The 24,818-nt window shown below is 63.6% G+C and carries 19 protein-coding genes and 1 tRNA gene; 8 read left to right on the top strand and 12 right to left on the bottom strand.

Features of this window, described 5'->3' with window-relative positions; all coding sequences use genetic code 11:
- Positions 1-2 precede the first annotated feature (2 nt).
- The 10 genes from CPI83_RS10615 to argS all read right to left on the bottom strand — a co-directional run bounded on the left by CPI83_RS10615 (position 3) and on the right by argS (position 12,460).
- Positions 3-665 (bottom strand): L-threonylcarbamoyladenylate synthase, encoded by a 663-nt coding sequence (locus CPI83_RS10615; RefSeq protein ID WP_003941345.1) that lies wholly within the window; start codon positions 663-665, stop codon positions 3-5.
- Positions 662-1,594, bottom strand: coding sequence for a peptide chain release factor N(5)-glutamine methyltransferase (gene prmC / locus CPI83_RS10610; protein ID WP_019749178.1), 933 nt, complete (start codon positions 1,592-1,594; stop codon positions 662-664). Before prmC ends, CPI83_RS10615 begins: the two co-directional genes overlap by 4 nt.
- A gap of 77 nt (positions 1,595-1,671) precedes the next feature.
- Positions 1,672-2,751: a peptide chain release factor 1 gene (gene prfA, locus CPI83_RS10605; protein ID WP_003941341.1), complete on the bottom strand. Its 1,080-nt coding sequence runs from the start codon at positions 2,749-2,751 to the stop codon at positions 1,672-1,674.
- A gap of 146 nt (positions 2,752-2,897) precedes the next feature.
- A complete protein-coding gene (rpmE, locus tag CPI83_RS10600) occupies positions 2,898-3,134 on the bottom strand; it encodes a 50S ribosomal protein L31 (RefSeq protein ID WP_003941310.1) in 237 nt (78 codons plus the stop codon).
- Between the two features lie 226 nt (positions 3,135-3,360).
- Positions 3,361-5,508 (bottom strand): transcription termination factor Rho, encoded by a 2,148-nt coding sequence (gene rho, locus CPI83_RS10595; protein ID WP_097387199.1) that lies wholly within the window; start codon positions 5,506-5,508, stop codon positions 3,361-3,363.
- Positions 5,509-6,011: 503 nt separating this feature from the next.
- On the bottom strand, positions 6,012-6,956 hold the full coding sequence (thrB, locus tag CPI83_RS10590; RefSeq protein ID WP_007726194.1) for a homoserine kinase: 945 nt from the start codon (positions 6,954-6,956) through the stop codon (positions 6,012-6,014).
- 44 nt (positions 6,957-7,000) lie between these two features.
- The gene (thrC, locus tag CPI83_RS10585) at positions 7,001-8,083 is read right to left on the bottom strand and encodes a threonine synthase (RefSeq protein WP_097387198.1); all 1,083 of its coding nucleotides are present in this window, start codon (positions 8,081-8,083) and stop codon (positions 7,001-7,003) included.
- Positions 8,080-9,393, bottom strand: a complete 1,314-nt coding sequence (locus tag CPI83_RS10580) for a homoserine dehydrogenase (RefSeq protein ID WP_007726192.1) — start codon at positions 9,391-9,393, stop codon at positions 8,080-8,082. Before CPI83_RS10580 ends, thrC begins: the two co-directional genes overlap by 4 nt.
- The gene (gene lysA / locus CPI83_RS10575; RefSeq protein ID WP_019749182.1) at positions 9,390-10,811 is read right to left on the bottom strand and encodes a diaminopimelate decarboxylase; all 1,422 of its coding nucleotides are present in this window, start codon (positions 10,809-10,811) and stop codon (positions 9,390-9,392) included. The genes CPI83_RS10580 and lysA overlap by 4 nt, the downstream gene beginning before the upstream one ends.
- On the bottom strand, positions 10,808-12,460 hold the full coding sequence (gene argS, locus CPI83_RS10570) for an arginine--tRNA ligase (RefSeq protein ID WP_097387197.1): 1,653 nt from the start codon (positions 12,458-12,460) through the stop codon (positions 10,808-10,810). Before argS ends, lysA begins: the two co-directional genes overlap by 4 nt.
- Before the next feature lie 216 nt (positions 12,461-12,676).
- Between argS and CPI83_RS10565 the strand changes: the two genes are divergently transcribed.
- On the top strand, positions 12,677-13,504 hold the full coding sequence (locus CPI83_RS10565) for a DUF3105 domain-containing protein (protein WP_021334274.1): 828 nt from the start codon (positions 12,677-12,679) through the stop codon (positions 13,502-13,504).
- 4 nt (positions 13,505-13,508) lie between these two features.
- The gene (locus tag CPI83_RS10560) at positions 13,509-14,228 is read left to right on the top strand and encodes a DUF305 domain-containing protein (protein WP_019749185.1); all 720 of its coding nucleotides are present in this window, start codon (positions 13,509-13,511) and stop codon (positions 14,226-14,228) included.
- A gap of 75 nt (positions 14,229-14,303) precedes the next feature.
- Here the strand turns inward: CPI83_RS10560 and CPI83_RS10555 are convergent, their stop codons facing one another.
- Positions 14,304-16,673, bottom strand: a complete 2,370-nt coding sequence (locus tag CPI83_RS10555) for a phosphoketolase family protein (RefSeq protein WP_019749186.1) — start codon at positions 16,671-16,673, stop codon at positions 14,304-14,306.
- 243 nt (positions 16,674-16,916) lie between these two features.
- On the opposite strand from CPI83_RS10555, the gene CPI83_RS10550 reads away from it, so the two are divergent.
- The 4 genes from CPI83_RS10550 to CPI83_RS10535 all read left to right on the top strand — a co-directional run bounded on the left by CPI83_RS10550 (position 16,917) and on the right by CPI83_RS10535 (position 21,360).
- Positions 16,917-16,992: transfer RNA gene (locus CPI83_RS10550), tRNA-Arg, on the top strand.
- An 89-nt stretch (positions 16,993-17,081) separates the two neighbouring features.
- The gene (locus CPI83_RS10545) at positions 17,082-18,008 is read left to right on the top strand and encodes a LysR substrate-binding domain-containing protein (protein WP_020908299.1); all 927 of its coding nucleotides are present in this window, start codon (positions 17,082-17,084) and stop codon (positions 18,006-18,008) included.
- Between the two features lie 128 nt (positions 18,009-18,136).
- Positions 18,137-19,465, top strand: a complete 1,329-nt coding sequence (locus CPI83_RS10540; RefSeq protein WP_020908300.1) for an MFS transporter — start codon at positions 18,137-18,139, stop codon at positions 19,463-19,465.
- Positions 19,466-19,467: 2 nt separating this feature from the next.
- Positions 19,468-21,360 carry an FAD-dependent monooxygenase gene (locus CPI83_RS10535; RefSeq protein ID WP_097387196.1) on the top strand — a complete coding sequence of 631 codons (1,893 nt, stop codon included), beginning with the start codon at positions 19,468-19,470 and terminating at the stop codon, positions 21,358-21,360.
- A 73-nt stretch (positions 21,361-21,433) separates the two neighbouring features.
- Here the strand turns inward: CPI83_RS10535 and CPI83_RS10530 are convergent, their stop codons facing one another.
- Positions 21,434-22,963 (bottom strand): MFS transporter, encoded by a 1,530-nt coding sequence (locus tag CPI83_RS10530; RefSeq protein ID WP_097387195.1) that lies wholly within the window; start codon positions 22,961-22,963, stop codon positions 21,434-21,436.
- An 85-nt stretch (positions 22,964-23,048) separates the two neighbouring features.
- On the opposite strand from CPI83_RS10530, the gene CPI83_RS10525 reads away from it, so the two are divergent.
- Positions 23,049-23,426, top strand: a complete 378-nt coding sequence (locus CPI83_RS10525; protein ID WP_019749191.1) for a MarR family transcriptional regulator — start codon at positions 23,049-23,051, stop codon at positions 23,424-23,426.
- A 233-nt stretch (positions 23,427-23,659) separates the two neighbouring features.
- Positions 23,660-24,811 carry a N(5)-(carboxyethyl)ornithine synthase gene (locus CPI83_RS10520; RefSeq protein WP_097387194.1) on the top strand — a complete coding sequence of 384 codons (1,152 nt, stop codon included), beginning with the start codon at positions 23,660-23,662 and terminating at the stop codon, positions 24,809-24,811.
- The last annotated feature ends 7 nt before the right edge of the window (positions 24,812-24,818 follow it).

The raw sequence follows: 24,818 nt of genomic DNA, 5'->3' as shown, positions 1-24,818 counted from the left end.
CGTTACGAAACTCCCTCTACGAGGCTTTCCGGACTGGTGCCCAATACCTCGGCGATGGATTCTGCCGAGACGGCACCCACTCGCAAGATACGCGGTGAATTGCCGGTCAGGTCGACGATCGTGGAAGCAACGGCGTGTTCGGCCTTGCCTCCGTCGAGATACACGCTGGCAGATCCGCCGAGCTGATCTCGGGCTTCCTCGACGGTAGTTGCCGGCGGACGCCCCGAAATGTTGGCGCTCGAGACGGCAAGCGGTCCGACATCGCGCAACAGTTCGAGGGCAACCGGGTGCAGCGGCATGCGGAGCATGACGGTTCCGCGGGTATCACCGAGGTCCCAGGCAAGTGAAGGCGCCTGCTCGACGACCAAGCTCAGTCCGCCGGGCCAGAACGCGCGGATCAGATCCCGCGCCTGGGGGCGCACGCTGTAGACGAGCCCGTCGATGGTGTTCCACGATCCGACCAGTACCGGGACGGGCATGTCTCGCCCGCGTCCCTTGGCGCGCAACAGACTCGTGACAGCTTCGCTGTCGAACGCGTCCGCGGCGAGTCCGTAAAGGGTGTCGGTAGGGAGAACTACGAGTCGGCCGGCCTTGAGCGCGTTCTTCGCGGCGGCCAAGCCTGCGGTTCGGGAATCTGTCTGACTGCAGTCGTACACGGTGCTCACTCAGCCATCCTTTCACTCTGCACTTCGGGCGTTCGATTCCGCTGCGCTTCCACGTCGGTGGCGACACGTCTCGCGACGACGAAACGCGGACGACCGGCAAGATCGGGATGCTGTGCAACGTCGCCGAATACCCGGCGCGCCGAGAACAGCGCAGCGACGCCGTCGCCGTTGGTGTCGTCGTGCTCGATGCCTGCCGCGCCGCCGATTCGAAGCCACCTCGCGATGTTGCTGATCATGGGTTTGATGACGGACAGACCGTCGGCGCCACCGAACAACGCGGTGTGCGGGTCGTAATCCATGACCTCAGGCTGCAATTGCGCGCCTTCGGGGATGTACGGCGGATTGGACACGACCAGATCGACGCCGCCCTCGAGCCCTGGCAACAGGTTCCGATCAGTGACATCGCCCTGATGCAGATGGATCGGTGTATCACCGGCGGCCTCGCGGTCGGCAGCATTACGACGCGCCCACGCCAACGCGGCGGGCTCTTTCTCCACGGCGTGAACGACGGCGTCTGGACGGGCCTCGGCGATGGACAGCGCGAGTACACCCGATCCCGTGCACAGGTCCAGAACTACCGGCGGCTTGCTTCCGCAACCTTCGAGGAACGAGAGCGCCCAACCCATGAGCAATTCGGTTTCGGGCCGCGGAATGAAGACACCCGGACCGACAGCGACGTCGATGTTGCCCATCGATGCGACTCCGATGATGTGCTGCAACGGAATCCGCTTCACGCGTTGCGCAACCAACTCGTCGAACGCCGCGATGACCTCGGGATCGACCAACGGAATCAGCCCGAGACGCGTGCGTTCGACGCCGAGCAGGTGGGATGCCAACAACTCGGCGTCGGTGCGTGGGCTGGGCACACCTGCGGCGTCGAGCTGTTTTGCAGCTTCGATCAGCGCCAAACGAAGTGGAAGTCGACTCACGGGTACAGCCTGCCACGCTCGACCGACACGCGGTTCACCGAGTTCCCGGCGGGATGGAGGTCAGTCATGGTCTGCATCTACTCGGCCGCGAGACGCGCCTCTCGGTCCGCCTTGCCCAATGCGTCGAGAAGTGCGTCGAGCTCACCGTCGAGCACTGCGTCGAGGTTGTGCGACTTGAATCCGATGCGGTGATCGGTGATGCGGTTCTCAGGGAAGTTGTAGGTGCGGATGCGCTCCGAACGGTCCACCGTCCGAACCTGACTCTGGCGACCTGCCGACGCTTCTGCGTCCGCGGCTTCCTCGGCGACTACCTGCAAACGGGCTGCAAGCACCTGCATGGCACGCGCCTTGTTCTGGAGCTGCGAGCGCTCGTTCTGGCAGGTGACGACGATGCCGGTCGGAAGGTGCGTGATTCGAACCGCGGAGTCGGTGGTGTTGACGCCCTGACCGCCCTTGCCGGACGAACGGTAGACGTCGATACGCAGGTCACTCTCGTCGATCTGGACCTGCTCGACCTCTTCGGGCTCCGGGTAGACCAGAACGCCGGCGGCCGAAGTGTGAACGCGTCCCTGGGATTCGGTGACGGGCACTCGCTGGACGCGGTGAACCCCGCCCTCGAACTTGAGCCTCGCCCACACTCCGTCCGGGGTGTCTGACTTGCTCTTGATCGACAGCGTGGCTTCCTTGTATCCGCCGAGATCGGAGACCGTCGCGTCGAGGATCTCGACGCGCCAGCCGTGCCGTTCCGCGTAGCGGACGTACATGCGGGCCAGGTCCGAGGCGAAGAGCGCGGATTCTTCGCCGCCCTCACCGGACTTCACTTCGAGGACGATGTCGTCGCCGTCATGCGGATCACGCGGCGCCAACTGATCGGTCAGCGTCTGCTCGAGCTGCGCGACCTCGGCTTCGAGATCGGGGATCTCGGCGGCGAAGCTGGAATCGTCGGCGGCGAGTTCGCGCGCAGCTTCCAGATCGTCCTGCGCAGCCGTGAGCTTGTTGTACGTCGACATGATCGGCGAGAGCTCGGAGAACCGCTTACCGACGCGCCTGGCAGCGGCAGGGTCGTTGTGCAGCGCCGGATCGGACATCTGCGCTTCGAGACCGGCGTGCTCCGCCAAGATGTCGTCGATGGCCGAGGGCTGGGTTGCGCCTGCCATGGTTCGCTCCGCTCTGAGTTTCGATTCCTACGGTGCGCGCTTGAAGGTATTTCGACGCCGGGACCCGGGAAACGCGCAAACCGAGTGCAGGCACAAAAAAGCCGACGCCCGATCTGCGCATGGCAGATCGGGCGTCGGCGGAACAGCTAGGACTCGGTGGCCGGGACCTTGCTGTCTGCGCGCTTGCCGTAGCGAGCCTCGAAGCGAGCGACGCGTCCACCGGTGTCGAGAATCTTCTGCTTGCCCGTGTAGAACGGGTGGCACTGCGAGCAAACCTCGACGTTGATGCGTCCGGACTCCTTGGTGCTGTGGGTCTCGAACGTGTTACCGCAACCGCAGACGACGGTGGTCGCTACGTAGGTTGGGTGGATTCCTGCCTTCATGGTGTCCCTTTCAATGGTCGCCGGGTCGACGTCGCCAATCGACATCGTGAACCGGAACCGGACTCGGCCGTTCAGTATGCCAGATGCGGTACCTCACCAGATAATCCGCGTCTCGCACGCCTCGGGGTGGCTGTACGAAGTTGTCAACGCACTGCCCCTCGGTTTTGTTCCGCCCACGCAAAAGGCCCACAACCAGCTGGTTGTGGGCCTTTTTACGTCGAGTCGATCAGTCGTCGATCGCACCCGGTGCGGTCTTGGAGACCTGCATCAGGAACTCGAGGTTGTTCTTGCTCTTCTTCAGTCGATCGATCAGCAGATCGATGGCCTGATGCGAGTCCAGACCGGACAGGACGCGGCGGAGCTTGTGCAGCACAGCAGCTTCGTCCGGGCTCAGGAGCAGCTCGTCCTTACGCGTGCTGGACGGGTTGACGTCCACGGCCGGGAACACGCGGCGTTCGGCGATCTTGCGATCGAGCTTGAGCTCGGCGTTGCCGGTGCCCTTGAACTCTTCGAAGATCACGGTGTCGCCGGTGGATCCGGTCTCGACCATCGCGGTGGCGATGATGGTGAGCGATCCGCCGTTCTCGATGTTGCGGGCAGCGCCGAGGAAACGCTTCGGCGGGTAGAGCGCCGTCGAGTCGACACCACCGGAGAGGATGCGTCCGGACGCCGGCGAGGAGTTGTTGTACGCACGACCCAGACGCGTGATGGAGTCGAGCAATACGACGACGTCCTTACCCATCTCGACCAGGCGCTTCGCACGCTCGATTGCCAGCTCGGCAACTGCGGTGTGATCTCCCGGCGGGCGGTCGAAGGTGGAGGAAATGACCTCACCCTTCACGCTGCGCTGCATGTCGGTCACTTCCTCGGGACGCTCGTCCACGAGGATGACCATCAGGTAGCACTCAGGATTGTTGGTGGCGACGGCATTCGCGATCGCCTGCAACACGCTGGTCTTACCGGCCTTGGGCGGGCTCACGATGAGGGCGCGCTGGCCCTTACCGATGGGCATCACCAGGTCGATGACACGCGTGGTGAGAATGTGCTGCTCGGTCTCGAGGCGCAGACGCTGGTTCGGGTACAGCGGCGTGAGCTTGTTGAACTCGGGGCGCTTCTTCGCGGCCTCGACGTCGCCGCCGTTGACCGTGTCGATGCGGACCAGCGGGTTGAACTTCTGACGCTGGCTGCCCTGCTCACCGTCACGCGAGACGCGGACGGCACCGGTGATGGCGTCGCCACGGCGAAGGCCGTTCTTGCGGATCAGGTTCATGGAGACGTAGACGTCGTTGGGACCGGCGAGGTACCCGGACGTACGCACGAAGGCGTAATTGTCGAGCACGTCGAGGATGCCGGCGACCGGCTGAAGGACGTCGTCCTCGCGGATTTCGGTCTCACGCGAATCGTTGGGTGCGCCACCCTCACCGCGGTCGCGACCACGGCCACGGCGCTCGCGGAAACGGCGTCCGCGGCGTCCGCGTCCACCCTCTTCGTCGTCGTCCGGTCCGTTGTTGCGGTTGTCCGTACGCGGACCGGCGTTGTTCTGGCCGGCGTTGTTCTGATTGCCGCGATCCTGACGGTCCTGGCGATCCTGGTTACCCCGGTTGCCCTGGTTCTCGCGCTGGCCCTGGTTCTCGCGCTGGCCCTGATTGTCGCGCTGGCCCTGATTGTCCCGGTTGCGCTCGCGGCGGGGACGCTCGTTGCCCTGCTCGGCGGGAGCCTGATCAGCGTCGGACTTGCCCTCGGTGCGCGCAGAACGCTCGGCCGGGGCCTCAACCTTGGCGGTCTCGGCGACCTTCGAGGTATCGACAGCCTTCGAGGTGTCCGCGTCGGACTTTGCCGAAGGAGTGTCCTGCTCGATGCTCAGTTCACCCTGGTCGGGTGAACCTGCACGACGAGCGGCGCCGCGACGCTGACGTCCACGACGGGGTGCGCTCTGATCGGAATCCTCGGCGGATTCGGTACGCGCAGGCGCTGCCTCGGCAGGAGCGGATTCTCCCGCGGGAGCCGTTTCGGCTGCGGGGGTTTCGGTGCGTGCGGCGCGGGCGCTCTTGGCACGAGTGCGCGCAACGGGTGCGTCGTCGAGAGTGAGTTCGCTCTGTGCGGGTGCAGCCTTTGCGCTGCCGCCCTGGCGCTCCTTGATGGCTGCGATCAGGTCGCCCTTGCGCATGCCGGAAGTGCCTTTGATGCCCAGTTCACCCGCAAGAGTGCGGAGTTCGGTGAGCACCATGCCGGAGAGTCCGGCACCACGGCGCGTCTCGGCACGCTTCGTGGAGGTCGCCACCGCACCGTTCGATGCTGAAGATGACGCCTGAGAATTGTCGCCTGATTCCGACCCGGCGGGTGCAGAAATGGCGATGAGGTCCGTATCGGTCACGGAGGTCCTTTCCTTCCCTCACTCGCACTGCGCAAAGTCGAGGGTTCGTCCCGCAGTTCGATTGAATACCGAACTCGGTGGTGCCGTACGTGGTTGCTGTCCAGAACTGCCGGCTTGTCCGCCGTCACATGATTGTCGGAAACTCTCGCCTCAAACTTTTCATGCGCTCGCAAACCTGCCCAACGCGCCTTCGTCGACGATTCACTCCCCCGTGTGTTGAACCCCAGAGATATGGAACCTCTGAGTGTTCGATCCGCGGAGGATTCAAACCTTCGGAGAAGGTACAAGCGTGAGGATCATGCCTGCGAGAATCATGCCAAGGACTGTGGACCCCGATTGGGAAGGAGTTTTGCCCCCTGGTGATGCACCGGCGACTGACGCGCACGATGTACGGACATAGCCCAGGATAGCGTCCAAACCTGAGTCCGGCAAGAATTTGGACGACTGGGTGTGTCAGTTCACTACCGATCGGTAGTGGGCGATCACCAGGACCAAGGCAGGGATCAGACCGTCGTCGTGGATACTTCGACGCCGTCGGCGATGTCCAATTCGAGCACACGTAGTCCGTCTGCCCGCGCCGCTTCGGCGAGCTCGACGGGGAAAGGCTCTGTGCTGAGCGCCAACACGGTGGGGCCTGCTCCCGAAACGGTCGCGGCAATGCCCGCCTCGCGCAGGATCCCGATCCATCGCGTCGTGAGCGGCAGTGCGGGTGCGCGCTGCGCCTGATGCAGGCGATCCTCGGTGGCTGCCATCAACAGATCGGGCCGAGCAGTGAGCGCAACGACAGCCAGCGCGCTGCGGCTCGCGTTGAACGAGGCATCCTGGTGCGGAACCAATTCGGGCAGGAGGCCACGAGTGTGTGCGGTGGACGACCGCTCCTCGGGAACCAGTGCCACAGCACGGATGTCGGGATGGACATCGAGTTTCGCCGCGGAGTAGATCGGCTCGTCGCCTTCGACGGCCGGTGGGCAACTCCACGAGACGACTGCGCCACCGAGAACACTGGCAGACGCATTGTCCGGGTGACCTTCGAACTCGGACGAGAGTTGAACCAACTGCTCTTCCGTCAAGCCGATCTCGGCATCGAGTGCGCGCGCAAGACCGTTGGCTGCTGCCAGTCCGCCGACAGCCGCAGAAGCCGAGGATCCCAACCCGCGCGAGTGCGGGATCGCGTTGCGGCACAACACGTCCAGGCCACTGGCCCACACCCCGGCCGCTTCGAGACCGCGTTCGATAGCGCGAACTACGAGATGCGAAGGACCCCAAGGTACGTCGGCAGCGCCTTCACCTTCGACGCGAATCTGAAGGCCCGAATCCGTTGTGGTGACCACGATTTCGTCGTACAACCCCAACGCCAGACCGAGGGTGTCGAACCCCGGCCCCAAGTTTGCACTCGAGGCCGGGACGCGAGCAGTCACCGAAAGGCCGATAGGCAGGGTTATAGTCATGTCAGACACCGGATTCCGCGGAGTGGTCGATGAATCCACGGACACTATGCAAGCTCGAGGGCAGCCGCGACGGCAACGGGATCGACACCGATCGGCTCGACGTTCGGCATACCCTTCAAAGCCGTGTCAGGATCCTTGAGACCGTTACCGGTCACCGTGCACACGACGGTCAGGCCCGGCTCGAGCCAGCCCTCTGCACGTGCGGCGAGCAGGCCGGCGACACTGGCTGCCGACGCCGGTTCGACGAAGACGCCCTCGGTGGCGGCGATCAGACGGTAAGCCTCGAGGATCTTCTCGTCGGTGGCGGCACGGAATGCACCGTTCGACTCTTCCTTCGCGGCGACAGCACCGTTCCAGGAAGCGGGGGAACCGATTCGGATTGCGGTAGCGATGGTTTCGGGGTCCTTGACGGGTGCGCCGTTGACCAGCGGAGCCGCACCGGCTGCCTGGACGCCGAGCATGCGGGGCTTGACCATGGTCAGACCGTCGGCGTAGTACTCGGAGTATCCGCGCCAGTACGCGGTGATGTTTCCTGCGTTTCCGACCGGGAGAGCGTGCACGTCGGGAGCCTTGCCGAGCACGTCCATGATCTCGAATGCCGCGGTCTTCTGACCTTCGATGCGCACCGGGTTGACGGAGTTGACCAGACCGATGGTGGGGAATTCCGCCGTGGTCTTGCGTGCCAGTTCGAGGCAGTCGTCGAAGTTGCCCTGGACCTGAATGATCTTGGCGCCGTGCATGACTGCCTGCGCAAGCTTGCCCATGGCGATCTTGCCCTGCGGGATGAGCACGGCGCAGGTCATGCCTGCCTTGGCTGCATACGCAGCGGCCGAGGCGGAGGTGTTGCCGGTGGACGCGCACAGAACTGCGCGCTGGCCACGGGCCAAGGCGTCGGTGACGGCCATCGTCATGCCGCGGTCCTTGAAGGAACCGGTGGGGTTGAGACCCTCAACCTTGAGGTAGACGTCGCAGCCGGTGATCTCGGAGAGGTGGCCGGCCGGCAGGAGCGGGGTGCCGCCTTCGCGCAGGGTGACGGTCTTCCAGTTGTCACCGATCGCGAGACGGTCCCGGTATGCCTCGATGAGACCCGGCCATGCCTTGTGGACGGGGTTGACGATGCCGGTCATTGTTCAGTGCCTTCCAGTCGCAGCACGCTGGTCACAGCGGTGACGAATTCGAGTTCGTTGAGGGCCGCCACGGTCTCGGAGAGAGCCGCGTCGGTTGCTACATGAGTGACGACCACCAGACGCGCGCCGGCGCCGGCGCCCTCCTGGCGGACGACGGAGATGCTCACGCCGTGCTTGGCGAACTCGGCGGCGACTGCGGACAGCACACCTTCCTTGTCCGCGACCTCCATGTTCACGTAGTAGCGCGTGAGGATGTCGCCCATCGGGGCGACCTTGAGCTTGGCGTACTTGGACTCGCGGGGGCCGCGGCCGCCGTGAACCTTGTTGCGCGCCGCCATCACCAGGTCACCCATCACCGCGGAAGCGGTGGGGGCGCCGCCAGCGCCCTGGCCGTAGAACATGAGCCGGCCGGCGTTCTCTGCTTCCACGACAACGGCGTTGAACGCGCCGTTGACCGAGGCCAGCGGATGGCTGAGCGGAACCAGCGCCGGGTACACGCGAGCGGAAATCCGCTCCTTGCCCTTGGGCGTGACGATGCGCTCGCAGATCGAGAGCAACTTGATCGTGCAGTCGAGTGCCTTCGCCGACGCCAGGTCGGCGGAGGTGATCGTGGAGATTCCTTCGCGGTACACGTCCGCGGCAGTGACGCGGGTGTGGAACGCGATCGACGCGAGGATCGCAGCCTTCGCCGCGGCGTCGTAGCCTTCGACGTCCGCGGTCGGGTCGGCTTCCGCGTATCCGAGGCGTCCGGCTTCGGCGAGGGTCTCCTCGTAGTCGGCGCCGGTCTCGTCCATCGCGGAGAGGATGAAGTTGGTGGTGCCGTTCACGATTCCGGCGACCTTGTTGACACGGTCTCCGGCCAACGACTGTGTGAGCGGGCGGATCACGGGGATCGCACCGGCAACAGCGGCCTCGAAGTACAGGTCGACAGAGTTGGCCTCTGCAGCCTCCGCCAATTCACCGGTGTGGTCCGCGAGCAGCGCCTTGTTGGCGGTCACGACCGACTTACCGGAGTTGAGGGAAGAGAGAATCAGCTTGCGAGGGAGCTCGATTCCGCCGATCACCTCGACCACGATGTCGACGTCGTCACGACCGACCAGGGACTCGGCGTCCGTCGTCTGCAGTTCCTCGGGAATTCCGCGGTCCGAGCCGATACGGCGGACGGCAACTCCCCGCAGTTCCAACGGGGCGCCGACGCGAGCTTCGAGTTCCTCGGCCTGCTCACGAATGATCCGGACGACCTCGCTCCCGACGTTGCCGAGGCCGAGAACGGCCACACCGATAGCGCGATGCGCCGATTCGCTCGTCACTGCGATACCTCCAAGCTGAGCAGATCTTCCACTGTTTCCCTCCGCAGAATCACGCGTGAGACTCCGTCACGCACCGCCACCACGGCTGGGCGGGTGAGCAGGTTGTACCTGCTCGACATCGAATAGCAGTATGCACCGGTCGCTGCTACCGCTAGTAAATCACCGGGCCCGACGTCCTCGGGCATCCAGGTGTCCCGAATGACCACGTCACCGGACTCGCAGTGCTTACCGACGATACGTGCAACGACGGGATCAGCCTCGGAAGTTCGCGAAACCAACTTGGCTTCGTACTCCGCACCGTAGAGGGACGTGCGGATGTTGTCGCTCATCCCGCCGTCGACGCTGATGTAGCGGCGTGTCAGCGAGCTACCCACCGTGACGTCCTTGATGGTGCCGACCTCGTAGAGCGTCACCGTGCCAGGTCCGGCGATGGCGCGGCCGGGTTCGACGGCAAGCGTCGGCTCCGGCAATCCGGCCAGTGCGGACTCGTTGCGCACGATGTGGCCGAGCTTTGCTGCCAGTTCGTCGACGGGCGGCGGGTCGTCGGAGGGGATGTACGAGATCCCCATGCCGCCGCCGAGGTCGATGATCGAAATCTGCTTGGTCTTCTCGACTCCGAACTCGGTGACGACGTCGCGGAGCAAACCGATCACGCGGTGCGCTGCCACCTCGAAACCGTCGACGTCGAAGATCTGCGAACCGATGTGGCTGTGCAGGCCGACCAGTCGCAAGTTGTCGGCAGCGAAGACGCGACGGACCGCGTCGATCGCGGCTCCCCCGGCCAGCGAGAAACCGAACTTCTGGTCCTCGTGTGCGGTGGAGATGAATTCGTGGGTATGCGCTTCGACGCCGACGGTCAGTCGGATCAACACGTCCTGAACGACACCGGCCTCACCGGCGACACGATCGAGTCGGTCGATCTCGATCGCCGAGTCGAGCACGACGTGTCCGACGCCCGCGGCGACACCAGCGGCCAGTTCGGCGACTGACTTGTTGTTGCCGTGCATGGCAATTCGCTCGGCCGGGAAGTCCGCGTGCAACGCGATCGCCAGTTCGCCGCCGGAGCAGACGTCGAGCGAGAGGCCTTCGTCGGCGACCCAGCGTGCGATCTCGCCACAGAGGAATGCCTTGGATGCGTAGTGCACCTTGGCATCCGGGCCGAAGGCGCGGGCCATGTCGCGGCAACGCGAGCGGAAGTCGTCCTCGTCGATGACGAACAGCGGGGTGCCGTACTTCTCGGCAAGTTCACCGACCTTGACACCCGCGAGGGTCACTTCACCGTCGTCGCCGCGAGAAGCGTTGCGCGGCCACACCTGCGGTGAGAGTTCACCGAAGGCTTCGGGGCTGGCAGGACGGTCGGGCAAGCCGGGGGCCTGCAACTGCTCGGCATGCTTGGGGCCGGCGGGGTGCGCGTTCACATTTGCTCCGGTGCGGTGACGCCGAGCAGTTCGAGGCCGTTGGCCAGGACCTGTCGGGTGGCGGCGCAGAGAGCCAGACGCGCGCGGTGCACGTCGGTGGCGTCTTCGTCGCCTTGCGGAAGGATGCGGCACGCGCCGTAGAAGCGGTGGTACGCACCCGCGAGTTCTTCGAGGTAGCGGGCAATACGGTGCGGCTCACGCAGATTCGCCGCGCTCGACACGACGCGTGGGTACTCGCCGATCGTGCGGATGAGGTCACCCTCCTGCTCGACGGTGAGCAGGGCGAGGTTGCTCGCGTCGGCGGACAGACCGAGGTCCGCGGCGTTGCGAGCGATCGCCGAGAGGCGTGCATGCGCGTACTGGACGTAGTAGACGGGGTTCTCGCTGCTGGTCTTGGTCCACAGGTCGAGATCGATGTCGATGCTCGAGTCGACCGACGAGCGGATCATGACGTAACGCGAGGCGTCGACGCCGATTGCCTCGACGAGGTCGTCGAGGGTGATGACGGTGCCTGCGCGCTTGCTCATCTTGACGGCAGTGCCGTCCTTGACGAGGTTGACCATCTGGCCGATCAGCACCTCGACGGTGTCCGGATCGTCGCCGAATGCGGCCGCGGCAGCCTTGAGACGGCCGATGTATCCGTGATGGTCGGCACCGAGCATGTAGATGCAGAGGTCGAACCCGCGGGCGCGCTTGTTCTGGAAGTAGGCGATGTCACCGGCGATGTAGGCGGCGTTGCCGTCGCTCTTGATGACGACGCGGTCCTTGTCGTCGCCGTAGTCGGTGCTCTTGAGCCACCACGCACCGTCTTCGTGGAAGAGGTTGCCCGAACCCTTGAGGGATTCGACGGCCTTCTCGACCGCACCGGATTCGAAGAGCGAGTTCTCGTGGAAGTAGACGTCGAAGTCGACGCCGAAGTCGTGGAGGGTCTGCTTGATGTGCGTGAACATCAATTCGACGCCGATGGCGCGGAAGGTTTCCTGCTGCTCGTCGGCGGGCAGCTCCATGACGTCGGGACGCTGCTTCAGAACCGAGGCGGCGATGTCGGCGATGTATGCACCGGCGTAACCGTCTTCCGGAGCAGGTTCACCCTTCGCTGCAGCGATCAGTGAACGCGAGAAGCGGTCGATCTGGGCACCGTGATCGTTGAAGTAGTACTCACGTGTGACCAATCCACCCTGCGCGGACAGAATGCGTCCGAGCGCGTCTCCGACTGCAGCCCAACGGGTTCCACCGAGGTGAATCGGTCCGGTGGGGTTGGCCGAGACGAATTCGAGGTTGATCTTCTTGCCGGCGAGGGAGTCACCCGAGCCGTACGACGCACCGGCTTCGAGAACCGACACGACGATCGCGCCCTGGGCGTCCTTGTCCAACCGAATGTTGAGGAAGCCGGGTCCGGCGATCTCGGCGGATTCGATTCCGTCGGCAGCGGTGAGGGCTTCGGCGATCCAGCCCGCCAGCTCGCGGGGATTGGTGCCGACCTTCTTGGCTACCTGCATGGCAATGTTGGTGGCGTAATCGCCGTGCTCGGGGTTGCGTGGTCGCTCGACGGTAAGGGTTTCGGGCAGCACGGATACGTCGAGGCCACGATAGGCAAGGACGCTCGCTGCGGTTCCGCGGAGCAGTTCGGCAAGGTCAGCTGGAGTCACAGGTATTCATCCTATTGCCTGCACACCGGAAGTGGAGACTCGCCTCACGCCTCGCTCTCCGTGAACGTGCGCGGGGCCGCTGTGGCGTGTCGCACGCCACTCTCAAAGTTTGCCCTCAGACTCGGAAAGTACAGTGGTAATGCCCGAGCTACCACCGCGTACCTTCATGCGCGGGCGCGCCACACCTCAAGCCCACACACCGAAAGAGCCCAATCGATGCCAAGCGGTTCCGATAGTCGCGGTCCCAACAAGAACTCCGGGGCCAAATCAGCCAAGGCCATCAAGGCCGCCAACAAGAACAGTCGGCCGGCCAAGAAGGGCAAGGGCGGCGTCCCCGCTCCCCGCCAGATCCCCTGGCTGTCGATCGGCGCCGGTGTGGCTGTGCTCGCACTCATCGCCGTGCTCGGTATCAATCTGTGGCCCAAGGTCGAGGAGCGGCAGGCCCTCGAGCCGTACAAGTACAGCTCCGAGAACAAGGATCCGTCCGACAAGATCGACGGCGTCCTCAAGATCGAGTACCCGGCCGGCCAGCACGTCGATTCCACTCAGCGCGTGGCGTACGACCAGACCCCGCCGTTCGGTGGCCCGCACGACGCCACCTGGGCGAACTGCACCGGAACCGTGTACGCCGACCCGATTCGCACCGAGAACGCCGTCCACTCGCTCGAGCACGGCGCCATCTGGATCACGTACAACCCCGATCTCGTCGACCAGGACCAGATCGACAGCCTCGCCGGACGCGTCAACGGCAAGTCCTACATGCTGATGTCGCCGTTCCCCGGCCAGAGCAGCCCCATTTCTCTGCAGTCGTGGGGCCATCGCCTCGAGATCGACAAGGCCGACGACGATCGCATCGATCAGTTCATCACCGCGTTGAACCAGAACCCGAACGTCTACCCCGAGGTCGGAGCGAGCTGCACCAACCCGCTGTTCACCCCGTCGACGTCGCCGTTCGATCCGACGCCTCCGGGCGCCGACGCCATCCAGATGGACGGCACGGGCGCTACCCCGGCCACCGACGAGCAGATTCCCGCCGGTGGATAGTCCGGTGAATAGTTCAGAGACCACCGATCAGCCTTCGAAGCCGAGTCAGCGCACCGCACTGCTGATCATCGGTCTGATCGGCGCGATCGCCGTCGGTTTTGCCCTCGGCGCACTGACCAACCTCCTCGGACCCGATGCGAAGTCGTCACTGACCGTTCCGGCATCGGATTCGGTGGACGTGGGCTTCGCTCAGGACATGAGCGTGCACCACAGCCAGGCCGTCGACATGGCGTCCATCGCCCTGACGAAGTCCACGGACAACGATGTGCGCACGCTGGCGTTCGACATCTTGACCACGCAGCAGAACCAGCTCGGTCAAATGCAGGCGTGGCTGACCATGTGGGATCAGCCGCTGTCCAAGGTGGGGCCGTACATGGAGTGGATGTCGTCGGATTCAGGCTCCGGCCACGGATCGCACGGGACTTCGGCCACGATGGACATGGCTCATTCCGGCCCGGTCGACACGATGCCCGGCATGGCGTCCCCCGAGGACCTCGCGGCTCTCCGCGCGGCGGAAGGCCTGCAACTCGACACCTTGTTCCTGCAGTTGATGCTTCGTCACCACGAAGGTGGGCTTCCGATGATGGAGTACGCAGCTGCCGACGCCACCGAGGGTCCGGTGCGCAGCCTGGCGCAGACCATGGTCAACACGCAGCAGAGCGAGTCCAAGCTGATGACCGACATGTTGGCAGCTCGCGGCGCAGTGCCGCTGCCCATGAACTGAACTGCACTGCACTGCACTGCACTGCACTGAGCTGAACCGAGAATGTTCAGACCCAACTGGGCCTGGTCCTGAATTTCAGGACCAGGTCCAGTTTTCTACCTCCGGCATGTCTTCGAGGTGCTCGACGATGTAACGCGAGTGCTTTTCGAGCTGTGTCCGGCAGAACTCCGCCAACTCGGACGCCCCGGCCGGCCGACGCTTGGAGCGTCGTAGCGCCTCGATCACCAGGTGGTAGCGGCTCATCTTGTTGAGGACAACCATGTCGAACGGTGTTGTGGTTGTTCCCTGTTCACTGAATCCGCGAACGTGGAAGCGTTCGGGACTCGGACGCCCGTGAATCAGTTCGTGCACCGCACGCGAGTACCCGTGGAATGCGAACACTACGTCGGTCTGCGCGGTGAACAGGTCGAGGAAGACCCGCTCCCCAAATCCGTGGGGATGTTCGGTTGGCGTCAGCAGGGCCATCAGATCGACGACGTTGACGACGCGGGTGATCAGTTCGGGCGTGTGATCGCGCAGCAACTGTGCAGCAGCCAGGATCTCCTGCGTCGGCACATCTCCCGCAGCGGCCAGGACCACGTCCGGTTCCTGTCCGCGTGCTTCGGTTCCGGCCCATTCCCAGACCGAAGCGCCCGCCGCACAGTGCTCGTGCGCTTGCTCGAGCGTGAGGTACTGCAGATGCGGTTGCTTGTCCACGACTATCAGGTTGACGTGGTCGGTACTACGCAGGCAGTGATCCGAGATCGAGAGCAAGGTGTTGGAATCCGGCGGCAGCCACACGCGGATCACACTGGGTGCCAAGGGAATAACGGCGTCGATCATGCCGGGGCCCTGATGACTGAATCCGTTGTGATCGTTGCGCCAGCATGTACTGGTCAGCAGCACGTTGAGCGAAGCGACGGACGCCCGCCACGGCAGGTCGACGGCATGTTGGAGCCACTTGGCGTGCTGGATGAGCATCGACACACTCACCATCGCAAATGCTTCGTAGCTCGCGAACATCCCGTGTCGACCGGACAACAGATAACCCTCGAGCCACCCCTCGCAGAGGTGCTCGCTGAGGACCTCCATGACACGACCGTCCGCGGACAGCCCGTCGTCGTAGTCGGTGATCGGCAGTTGCCAGCAGCGGTCGGTTGTCTCGAACACGGCGCCGAGGCGATTGCTCGACGTCTCGTCCGGACAGAAGAGTCGGAAGATCCCGCCGCTGTCCTCGGTTTCCGTGGCGGCGTAGATGTCGCGCAGAAGCTCGCCGAGAACTCGTGTCGTCTCGTGGAAGGTCGAACCCGGGGATTGGATGGGAAGCGCGTACTTTTCGAGCGGCGGCATCGGGAGATCGACGCGAAGTCGCCCACCGTTCGCGTAGGGAGTGCTCCCCATGCGTTTGTCCCCCGCCGGCGAGAGCGCCGCCAGTTCCGCGGCCAGTGATCCGTTGGCGTCGAACAACTCGTCCGGACGGTACGACCGCATCCACTCTTCGAGTTGCCGCAGATGCGATTCGTTGGTTCGCACGCCGGACAACGGCACCTGGTGCGCACGATGTGTGCCCTCGACCAAGATTCCGTCGACGGTGTGTGGACCGGTCCATCCTTTCGGCGTCCGCAAGACTATTGCCGGCCACGAACCCGTCCACTCGTCGCCGCGGCGTGCGGCACCCTGCATCTCGCGGATCTTCTCGTGTGCCTGCGAGATCGCTTGATACAACTGAGGAAACACGACGTCGGGGTCGTCACCGGAGACGACGATCGGCGCCCACCCCTGGCCGCCGAGGTAGGCCTGAATGTCCTCGTCGCTGCTGCGCCCGTACACGGTCGGGCCCGCGATCTTGGCGCCGTTCACGTGCAGGATCGGCAACACCGCGCCGTCGCGTCGTGGATTGAGGAACGCCGGGAGCTTCCACGAGCCGGACAACGGCCCGGTCTCCGCTTCGCCGTCGCCGATCACACAGGCCACCACGAGGTTCGGATGATCGAAGGCAGCGCCGGCCGCATGTGCAAGGGCGTAGCCGAGCTCGCCGCCTTCGTGGATGCTTCCGGGTGTCTGCACACTCACATGGCTGGGCACTCCGCCGGGAGCCGAGAATCGCCGACACATCCGGTGGATACCCTCGGCGTCGTCCGAGACTTCCGGATAGATCTCCGAATACGTTCCCTCGAGATACGTCGACGCGACCAGCGCCGGGCCGCCGTGCCCCGGGCCCGTGACGTACAGCCAGTCGGCATCAGTGGCGACGATGTGCCGATTGAGGAGCGTGTAGATCATCGACAGGCCAGGGCTGGTCCCCCAGTGTCCGAGCAGTCGAGGCTTGATGTGCTCGGCTCGCAACGGTTCCCGCAGAAGCGTGTTGTCTTTCAGATAGATCTGCGCAACGGTCAGGTAGTTGGCCGCTGCCCACCACTTCAGGTCGAGCGCGAGCTGGTCTTCGGAATAGTGGTGATCGGTCATCAACGACTCCCGTACCTCACGAGGGTGCCCGAGCAGTCCGCCCGAGCCTGTGCTCAGAGCCGAGCCTAGGCGTAAAAAGCATCCGAGTCAGTCGGTACAGATGATTCGACGACCATGGTCCCCGGCCGCATCCTCGACTGCCTCCCGCGACGACGCCATGCCGAGACGGGTGCCGGTTTGGTCTTGGCCCCCCGTGATGCGCTACGCTAACGCAGCCCAATCGGCACACCGAAAGTTCGGTGCGCCCCCGTAGCTCAGGGGATAGAGCGTTCGCCTCCGGAGCGAAAGGTCGCAGGTTCGAATCCTGCCGGGGGCACCACGAAGACGCAGGTCAGCGATTGATCGTCGACTTCTCCACGGTGCCGCACCAAAATATTCAGGGCAATCTATCCGACTACTGTCGATCTCATGCCTCGCATCGATCCTGCTCCCACGTACACGATGCGTCAGCTGGCTGCGTTTGTCGCGGTAGCCGAGACCGGGACGATCAGCGCCGCGGCCGAGCGCTTGCACCTCTCCCCCTCCGCCCTGTCCGCGTCGCTCACCGAACTCGAACGCGCGCTCAAAGTTCAACTGTGCGTTCGCCGTCGCTCATTCGGCATTCAACTGACCCGCACCGGTGAATCCGTTCTGGTGCGCGCCCGGGCGCTACTTCAGCAAGCCGGGGAGCTCGAATCCGATGCGCTCGGAACCGGCGGAAGCGTGTCGGGGCCCATCGCGATCGGTTGCTATCCTGCTCTGGGGCCGACGGTATTGCCGTCGATGATCGCCGGGTTCACCCGTGAGAATCCCGACGCGCAGGTGGAGTTCCGCGAGGACACTCAGAATCGGCTCCAGACACATCTCGAGAACGGCGAGTTGGACCTCGCGATCGCTTACGACCTGGACCTGTCTCCACAATTGCGCACAGTTCCGTTGGCCATCCGCGAACCCTTGATCGTCCTGGGTGCAGAACACCCACTCGCGCGGTCCGAGCGACCGATCCATCTTCCGGATCTCGCGGAACACCCGATGGTTCTCCTCGACGCGCCGCCGAGCACCAAACACGCGCTCGACGTCTGCCGCGCAGGCGGATTCATCCCGAAGGTTGCATACAGAACCGCGAACTTCGAGACGGCGCGGGCATTTGTCGGACGCGGACTCGGCTGGACGCTGTTGCTCCAGCGCCCCAAGATGGACGTCACGTACGAGGGGCTCGAGGTAGTCGTCAAGACCATCGCTTCCCCTGTCGTGCCGTCGGTGCACGTAGTTCTCGCGTGGCACCAGAACACTCGCCTCAGCCGCGTCGCACGCGCTTTCATAGAATTCGTTTCACCCTCGGAACCTGCCCAATAGTCCCACTACCAGGCAGCGGAGCTGATTCCACGGATTTTCCGTGCAAGAACCTCCAATTCTTTCGCTTTTCAATTGTTGTGGCGCACGTCATTGTTTCTTCAAGCCACATTCATCTCGAAAGGCACTTCATGACCTCCATCGCCTCACCGACCGCTACGCGCACCGCCGCGACGGTCAAGGCGCGCAAGGCCGCACTCGGCAGCTTTGTCGGCACCGCCATCGAGTGGTACGACTTCTTCATCTACGGCACCGCCGCCGCGCTCGTGCTCGGCAAGCAGTTCTTCCCCGGCACGTCCGATCTGGCCGGCACCCTGGCCGCCTTCGCCACCCTCGCCGTCGGATTCGTCGCGCGTCCCATCGGCGGAATCGTGATGGGCCACTTCGGCGACCGCATCGGACGCAAATCCATGTTGGTCACCTCGTTGATGCTGATGGGCTGCGCCACCGTTGCCATCGGCCTGCTACCCAACTACGCCGCCATCGGCGTCTTCGCCCCCATACTCCTGGTGACCTTGCGATTCGTTCAGGGACTCGGTGTCGGCGGCGAGTGGGGCGGCGCAGTTCTGGTCGCCACCGAAAACGCACCGGAGGGCAAGAAGGGGCTGTACGGCAGCGCACCACAAATCGGTGTTCCCGCAGGCGTACTGGTGGCCAATCTCGTCTATCTCCCCCTCGCCGCCTTCATGGACGACGATGCATTCAACTCCTGGGGATGGCGAATCCCGTTCCTGCTCAGCGCAGTTCTTGTGGGCGTTGCGATGTGGATCCGTCTCGGCCTCGAGGAAAGTGACGAGTTCACCGCTTCGAAGTCCGAAGCACCGGCGGAGTCCATGCCGATTCTCGAGGTTCTCACCAGACACTGGAAGACAGTGCTCCTCGCCGGTGGAACCTTCATCGCCACCAACGGAATTGCGTACGCGTACATGGTTTACGTGCTCAAATACGGCGAGTCCGAACTCGGCTTCAGCAAAACCACGATGCTCTTCCTCCTCATCGCATCCTGCCCGTTCTGGATGGCGGGAATGGCTTTCAGCGCTCACAAGTCGGACACTCTCGGACGCCGGACCGTCTACATCCGCAGTTCGATCGCCCTGGTAGTGGCGGCGGCGGTGTTCTTTCCGCTGATCGACACAGCGATCGTCCCGGTGATGCTCGTATCGATGATCGCCCTCGGCTTCACGCTCGGCTGCTGCGCCGGCCCACAAGCGGCGCTGTTCGCCGAATTGTTCCCCGCACACATCCGCTACAGCGGAGCGTCACTCGGCTACCAGATCGGCGCAATCCTCGGCGGCGGTCTGGCCCCGATGATCGCCACCGCGCTCTACGCCGCCTTCGACACCTCGTTCGCCATCACCGTCTACTTCGTGATCATTGCCGTGATCAGCTTGGTTTCCATCCTGCTACTCCCGGAACCTCAACTGATCCCGAAAAACACTGCCGCACAGAAAGCCTCGTGACCATGTCGACCTACTTTCATCCGAAGAAGTACGCACCCGAGGACTTCGCTTCCCTGGCGCCTTCGGCCGACGCACTTCCCGTCGTGATCGTCGGAGCCGGCCCAGTCGGCATGGGCGTAGCCATGGGCTTGGCGCAGCGCGGCATTGCCGTCACGATTCTCGAAGCGGCCGATCAGGTCTCGTTCGGCAGTCGCGCGATCTGCGTGTCACGGCACAGCCTCGAAGTTGCCGAACGCCTTGGTTTCGGTGCCGAGCTCGAAGACATCGTTCTGCCGTGGGTGGGTGGTCGGAGTTACTACCGCGATCAGGAAGTACTGCAGTTCCGGATGGCATCCGCCGAGCACGACGCGCGCGGACCCATGGTCAACGTCTCGCAATCCGAGTTCGAACAGATCATGACCGACAAATTGCTCGCCCACCCACTGGTGAACTTCCACTGGTCGTCGTCGATCGCCGGCATCTCCGGCGGTGACGACGAGGTAACTCTGACCGTCGACACCGCGTTCGGAACCCGCGAACTGCGTGCGGCGTGGGTCGTGGCTGCCGACGGTGGACGCAGCAAGATGCGCGAACTCAGCGGAATCCGCTTGCAGGGCAACAGCTACGAGGGCAACTACGTCATTGCCGACATTCATTGGGAATCGGAACTCCCGGCCGAGCGTCTGGTGTGGTTCGACGCACCCAGCAACCCGGGCTCCACGATCATCATGCACCGCCAACCACGGGACATCTGGCGCATCGACTACCAGCTCGACGCGTCGGACGATCCGGAGGCGGAGACGCAAGAAGATCGCATCCGTGACCGCATCACGCGTCACCTCGAATGGCTCGAGAGCGATATCCCCTGGACCCTGGAATGGTTCGGCTTCTACCGCGCCCATGCACTCGCCCTGGAAGATTTCACTCACGGCCGTGTGCTCTTTGCCGGCGACGCCGCGCATCTCGTTCCGATCTTCGGTGTTCGTGGCCTCAACTCTGGCATGGAAGATGCCGAGACCCTGGTGTGGCAACTGGCGGCCGTCATCAACGGAGCTGCCGATACCGCCATCCTCGACGCGTATTCGAAGGAACGTCGTAGCGCGTGGCAGCAGAACGTCGACAATGCAGGCAAGTCGACGCTCATCATGTCGCCCGGCAGTCACGGCTACCGGACCACCCGCGACGCCGTACTCGAACTCGCCACCAAGCGAAGCGAATTCGCGCACCTCATCAACCCGCGCCAGTCGAGTGCAACGCACGCCCGTCTCTCGCCGCTGACGTGGCCCACAGCTGCGGGCACCGAGGGCGTACTACCCGGGGATCCGCTGGAGGACAGAGTCGTCCAGGTCTCGGCGGACGGTTCGAAAACCTCCTTGAACAGTCTGCGCGGTACTGGATTCGGCCTGCTGGCTTTCGGACTGTCAGCTGAGCTGGTATCCGAACTCGACACGCAAGCCGAAATCCTTGCTCAGGCCCTTGCACCGGAAACCGTACGGGTGATCACCGCGGGAACTACTGACTCCACGATTCCCGATGCCGAAGGCAATCTCGCATCTGCCCTCGGTGCTTGTGTCGGCGAGATCTTCGTGATTCGGCCCGACGGATTGGCGCTCTGCCGCATCAGCGATCCCACGCAATTGAACGACGTGGCCAAGCACCTCACCGCCGGCACTGCGCCGACACACTTCGATACGGCACAGTCGGCGACAACTGCGGTGATCGACGACGAGGGCCACCGCGAGCACATCTGGTTGACACTGTCGAATGCACTGGATCAGGCTGATCCGTCCGACCGCGAAGCCATGTTGGTGCGCCTTGCCTTGATTCTCGGTTCGCAAGCTACGTCGACGAGTTTCGACGCAGCCCTGAAAGACGCAGCCCCGAAAGACGCAGCCCTGAAATCTGCCACCCGATAGTTCAGACACAGCAACTCGGCCGCGCAGGATTGTCTCCTACGCGGCCGAGCGCATTCGCGGATGAAGCAAGTATTCAGTTGACCTCGGCCAATTCCTTTTCTTCCTCAGCGCGCCTTTCACGCACGGATCTTCCCCGCAGCGACCTTCCACGTACCAGCGGCGAGACGGTGATCGCCAAGCCCACCAGCGCGACTCCGGTAACCAGGATCAATCCGGGATGGAACTGTTCGAATCCGGCGGTACCGGCACCGGACGCGGTGTGCGATCCGGCGGTCACGAGGGCGGTAGTCAGAGCGAGTACGAGCGCCGCACCGACCTGAGCGGAGGTGTTCACCAGCCCGGACGCCAAACCCTGCTCCGAGTCGTCGACACCCGAGGTGGCCTGGGCCATGATCGAGGTGTAGCCCAACGCGAATCCGAGTCCGAGCAGGATGACGCTCGGCAGAATCGCCACGACGTACGACGGTGAATCGCTGCCCGCGAAGAGGAACCAGAGGTACCCGACGCTGAGCGAGGTCAGTGCCGCGATGATGAGCTTGGCACTGCCGTACAAGTCGACCAGCCGTCCGACGAACGGCGATCCGAAGGCGACGATGATGCCCGCGGGGAGCAGTGCCATCGCCATCTTCAGGGGCGACCAGCCGAGGGCCGACTGCAGGAAGATCGTCATCATGAACTGGAAGCTCAGGTAGGAACCGAAGAGCGCGATGATGGCCAGATTCGCACGAACGATGGTGCCGACGCGCAGAAGCCCAAGTCGCACAAGTGGATGAGCCACCTTCTTCTCGACGAAAAAGAACGTCGCCAGAAGCACGGCTGCGACGGCGAACGAACCCAGCGTCATCGGGTGTGCCCATCCACGAGTCGGAGCCGAAACCATCGTGTACACCGTGAGAAGCATTCCCGTCACCAGGGTGACGGCGCCGACGAGGTCGTGTCCCCCGGCATCTGCGGGACGGTCCCGCGGAATGAGGAAGTACCCACCGATCAGAGCGATGACGGCAAACGGAACCGGCATCAGGAACGTGAATCGCCAACCGGCACTGGTCAACAGCCCACCCAGGATCAGGCCCGACGAGTAACCACTGGCGCCGAACACGGAGAACACGGACAGCGCACGGTTACGGGCCGGACCCTCCTTGAACGTCGTGGTGAGAATGGACATTGCAGTCGGCGCAGTGAAGGCCGCCGCCAGTCCCTTCACGAATCGTGATGCGATCAGCAGTGTTCCGTTGTCGACAAGGCCACCGACCAGCGAAGCGATTGCGAACACGGTCAGCGCGATCAGGAAGACCTTACTGCGCCCGAGAAGATCGGCGGTACGTCCGCCGAGTAGCAACAAGCCGCCGAATCCGAGGACGTAGCCGTTGATGATCCACTGCAGCGAAGTAGTGGACAGGCCCAGTTCGTTGCCGATGGACGGTAGAGCGACGCCCACCATCGACACATCGAGACCGTCGAGGAACAACACGAGGCAGAGCACCGCGAGGATGCCCCACAGCTTGAGGGACCAGCCCTCTCCTGTGGCCGGATCCGTGGATTCCGTAGAACCCGGGGATTCCGGCGAATCGAATGGTTTGAGTGTCGAGTCTGTGCAAGTCACGTCAGCGAGAATAGATGCACATGCACTTAATGCACAAGCATTTAATGCAATTGCACGTAATCGAGTCTTCAACTAGAATGCGGTCGTGACGTCGGAATCGGAATTGCGCAACACCTGGCGCTCGTTGTCGACCAGCTACAACGACATCGCGTGCGAACTCGATCGCCAGATGCAGTCGGCGCACGGCCTGAGTATGAGCGACTTCGAGGCCCTCGACCGACTCATGGACACCTCGTGTGAGCGTCCACGGATGCAGGATCTGGCTTCGGAGATGTACCTGAGTCCCAGTGCGCTCTCCCGCAGCGTCGCCCGCCTCGAGAAGGCCGGACTGGTTCAGCGAGCACTGTGCGAGGCTGACCGGCGCGGAGTCTTCATCGACGTCACCGACAAAGGTCGTCAAGTACACACGGATGCCAGCAAAATTCAACTGGCCGTGCTGGATTCACGCCTGCGCGAGCAGTAGCCCTACGTCGGAGCAGCACCGCACCTCGCCCGGCCGCCGGGCGAGGACCGTTCAGGACTAGACTGAGCACATACCGGCGCGCCTTTCTGTAGCCGTCGGCGATCGACAGCAGCGCAGCCGGCACGCCTTCACGCGATCCTGGCCGAGGCAATCTGCCAGCGTTCCTGCGGCTTCTGCTAGTCCCTCAGGCGCCTGCCTGACATCTCTACCTGCTCCTATCGAGAGATACACAATTGAACAACGCACGCACCCTTGGAGTCATCGGACAGTCGAGCAAACCGGCAGAACGCCGGTTGCCGATCCATCCCGCGCATTTCGATCGCATCGATGCCGAACTACGTTCTCGGATCTACCTCGAAGAGGGTTACGGCCACCCCTTCGGCTACTCCGACGACTACCTCTCGCGTCTGGTGGCCGGAATCCGCACGCGCAAGCAGATTTTGGCGGAAACCGATGTGGTTCTGCTACCGAAGCCGTTGGTGCGTGACCTCGCCGAACTAAGGTCAGGTCAGGTTCTCTGGGGCTGGCCGCACTGTGTCCAGGACACCGAGCTGACACAGATCGCGATCGACAAGAAACTGACTCTCATCGCCTTCGAAGCGATGAACTTCTGGCACAGCGACGGATCGTTCAATCTGCACGTGTTCCACAAGAACAACGAGTTGGCCGGCTATTGCTCGGTACTGCACGCCCTGCAGTTGATCGGTTCCACCGGAGACTACGGCCGCCGTCTCACTGCTGCCGTGATCGGTTTCGGTGCCACTGCACGCGGCGCTGTCACTGCACTCAAGGCGCACGGTATCCACGAAGTGGACGTACTGACTCAGCGCGGCGTCACCGCCGTCAGCTCCCCCATCCACTCGGCGCGAATGGTCTCGTTCGACAACAACAACGGCGATGTCCGCGGCAGCCACGTCATGCTCGACAACCACAGCGTGCCGGTACCGGGCTTCCTGGCCGAGCACGACATCGTCGTCAACTGCGTACTGCAGAACACGGACGCCCCGCTGACGTTCCTGACCGAGGAAGATCTCATGGACTTCCAACCGGGAAGCCTCATCGTCGACGTCTCGTGCGACGAAGGCATGGGGTTCAGCTGGGCTCGTCCAACCTCGTTCGCGGATCCGACCTTCATCGTCGGCGACAACATCACTTACTACGGCGTCGATCACAGCCCGTCGTACCTGTGGAACTCCGCGTCGTGGGAGATCAGCGAATCACTTCTTCCCTACCTGCCCACTGTGATGGTAGGAGAGACGGCCTGGAAGGCAGACGAGACCGTCGACCGCGCCATCGAAATCCGTGACGGCGTCATCGTGAATCCCGCCATTACGCGTTTCCAGCACCGCTCGGAGGACTACCCGCACGCTGTTATCGCGGAGTAGCCGCCCC

This window comes from Rhodococcus sp. H-CA8f, from assembly GCF_002501585.1.
GTDB classification, from domain to species: domain Bacteria; phylum Actinomycetota; class Actinomycetes; order Mycobacteriales; family Mycobacteriaceae; genus Rhodococcus_F; species Rhodococcus_F erythropolis.
Note: the sequence above shows the minus strand (reverse complement) of the source record. Positions and strands in the feature narration are given on the sequence as shown.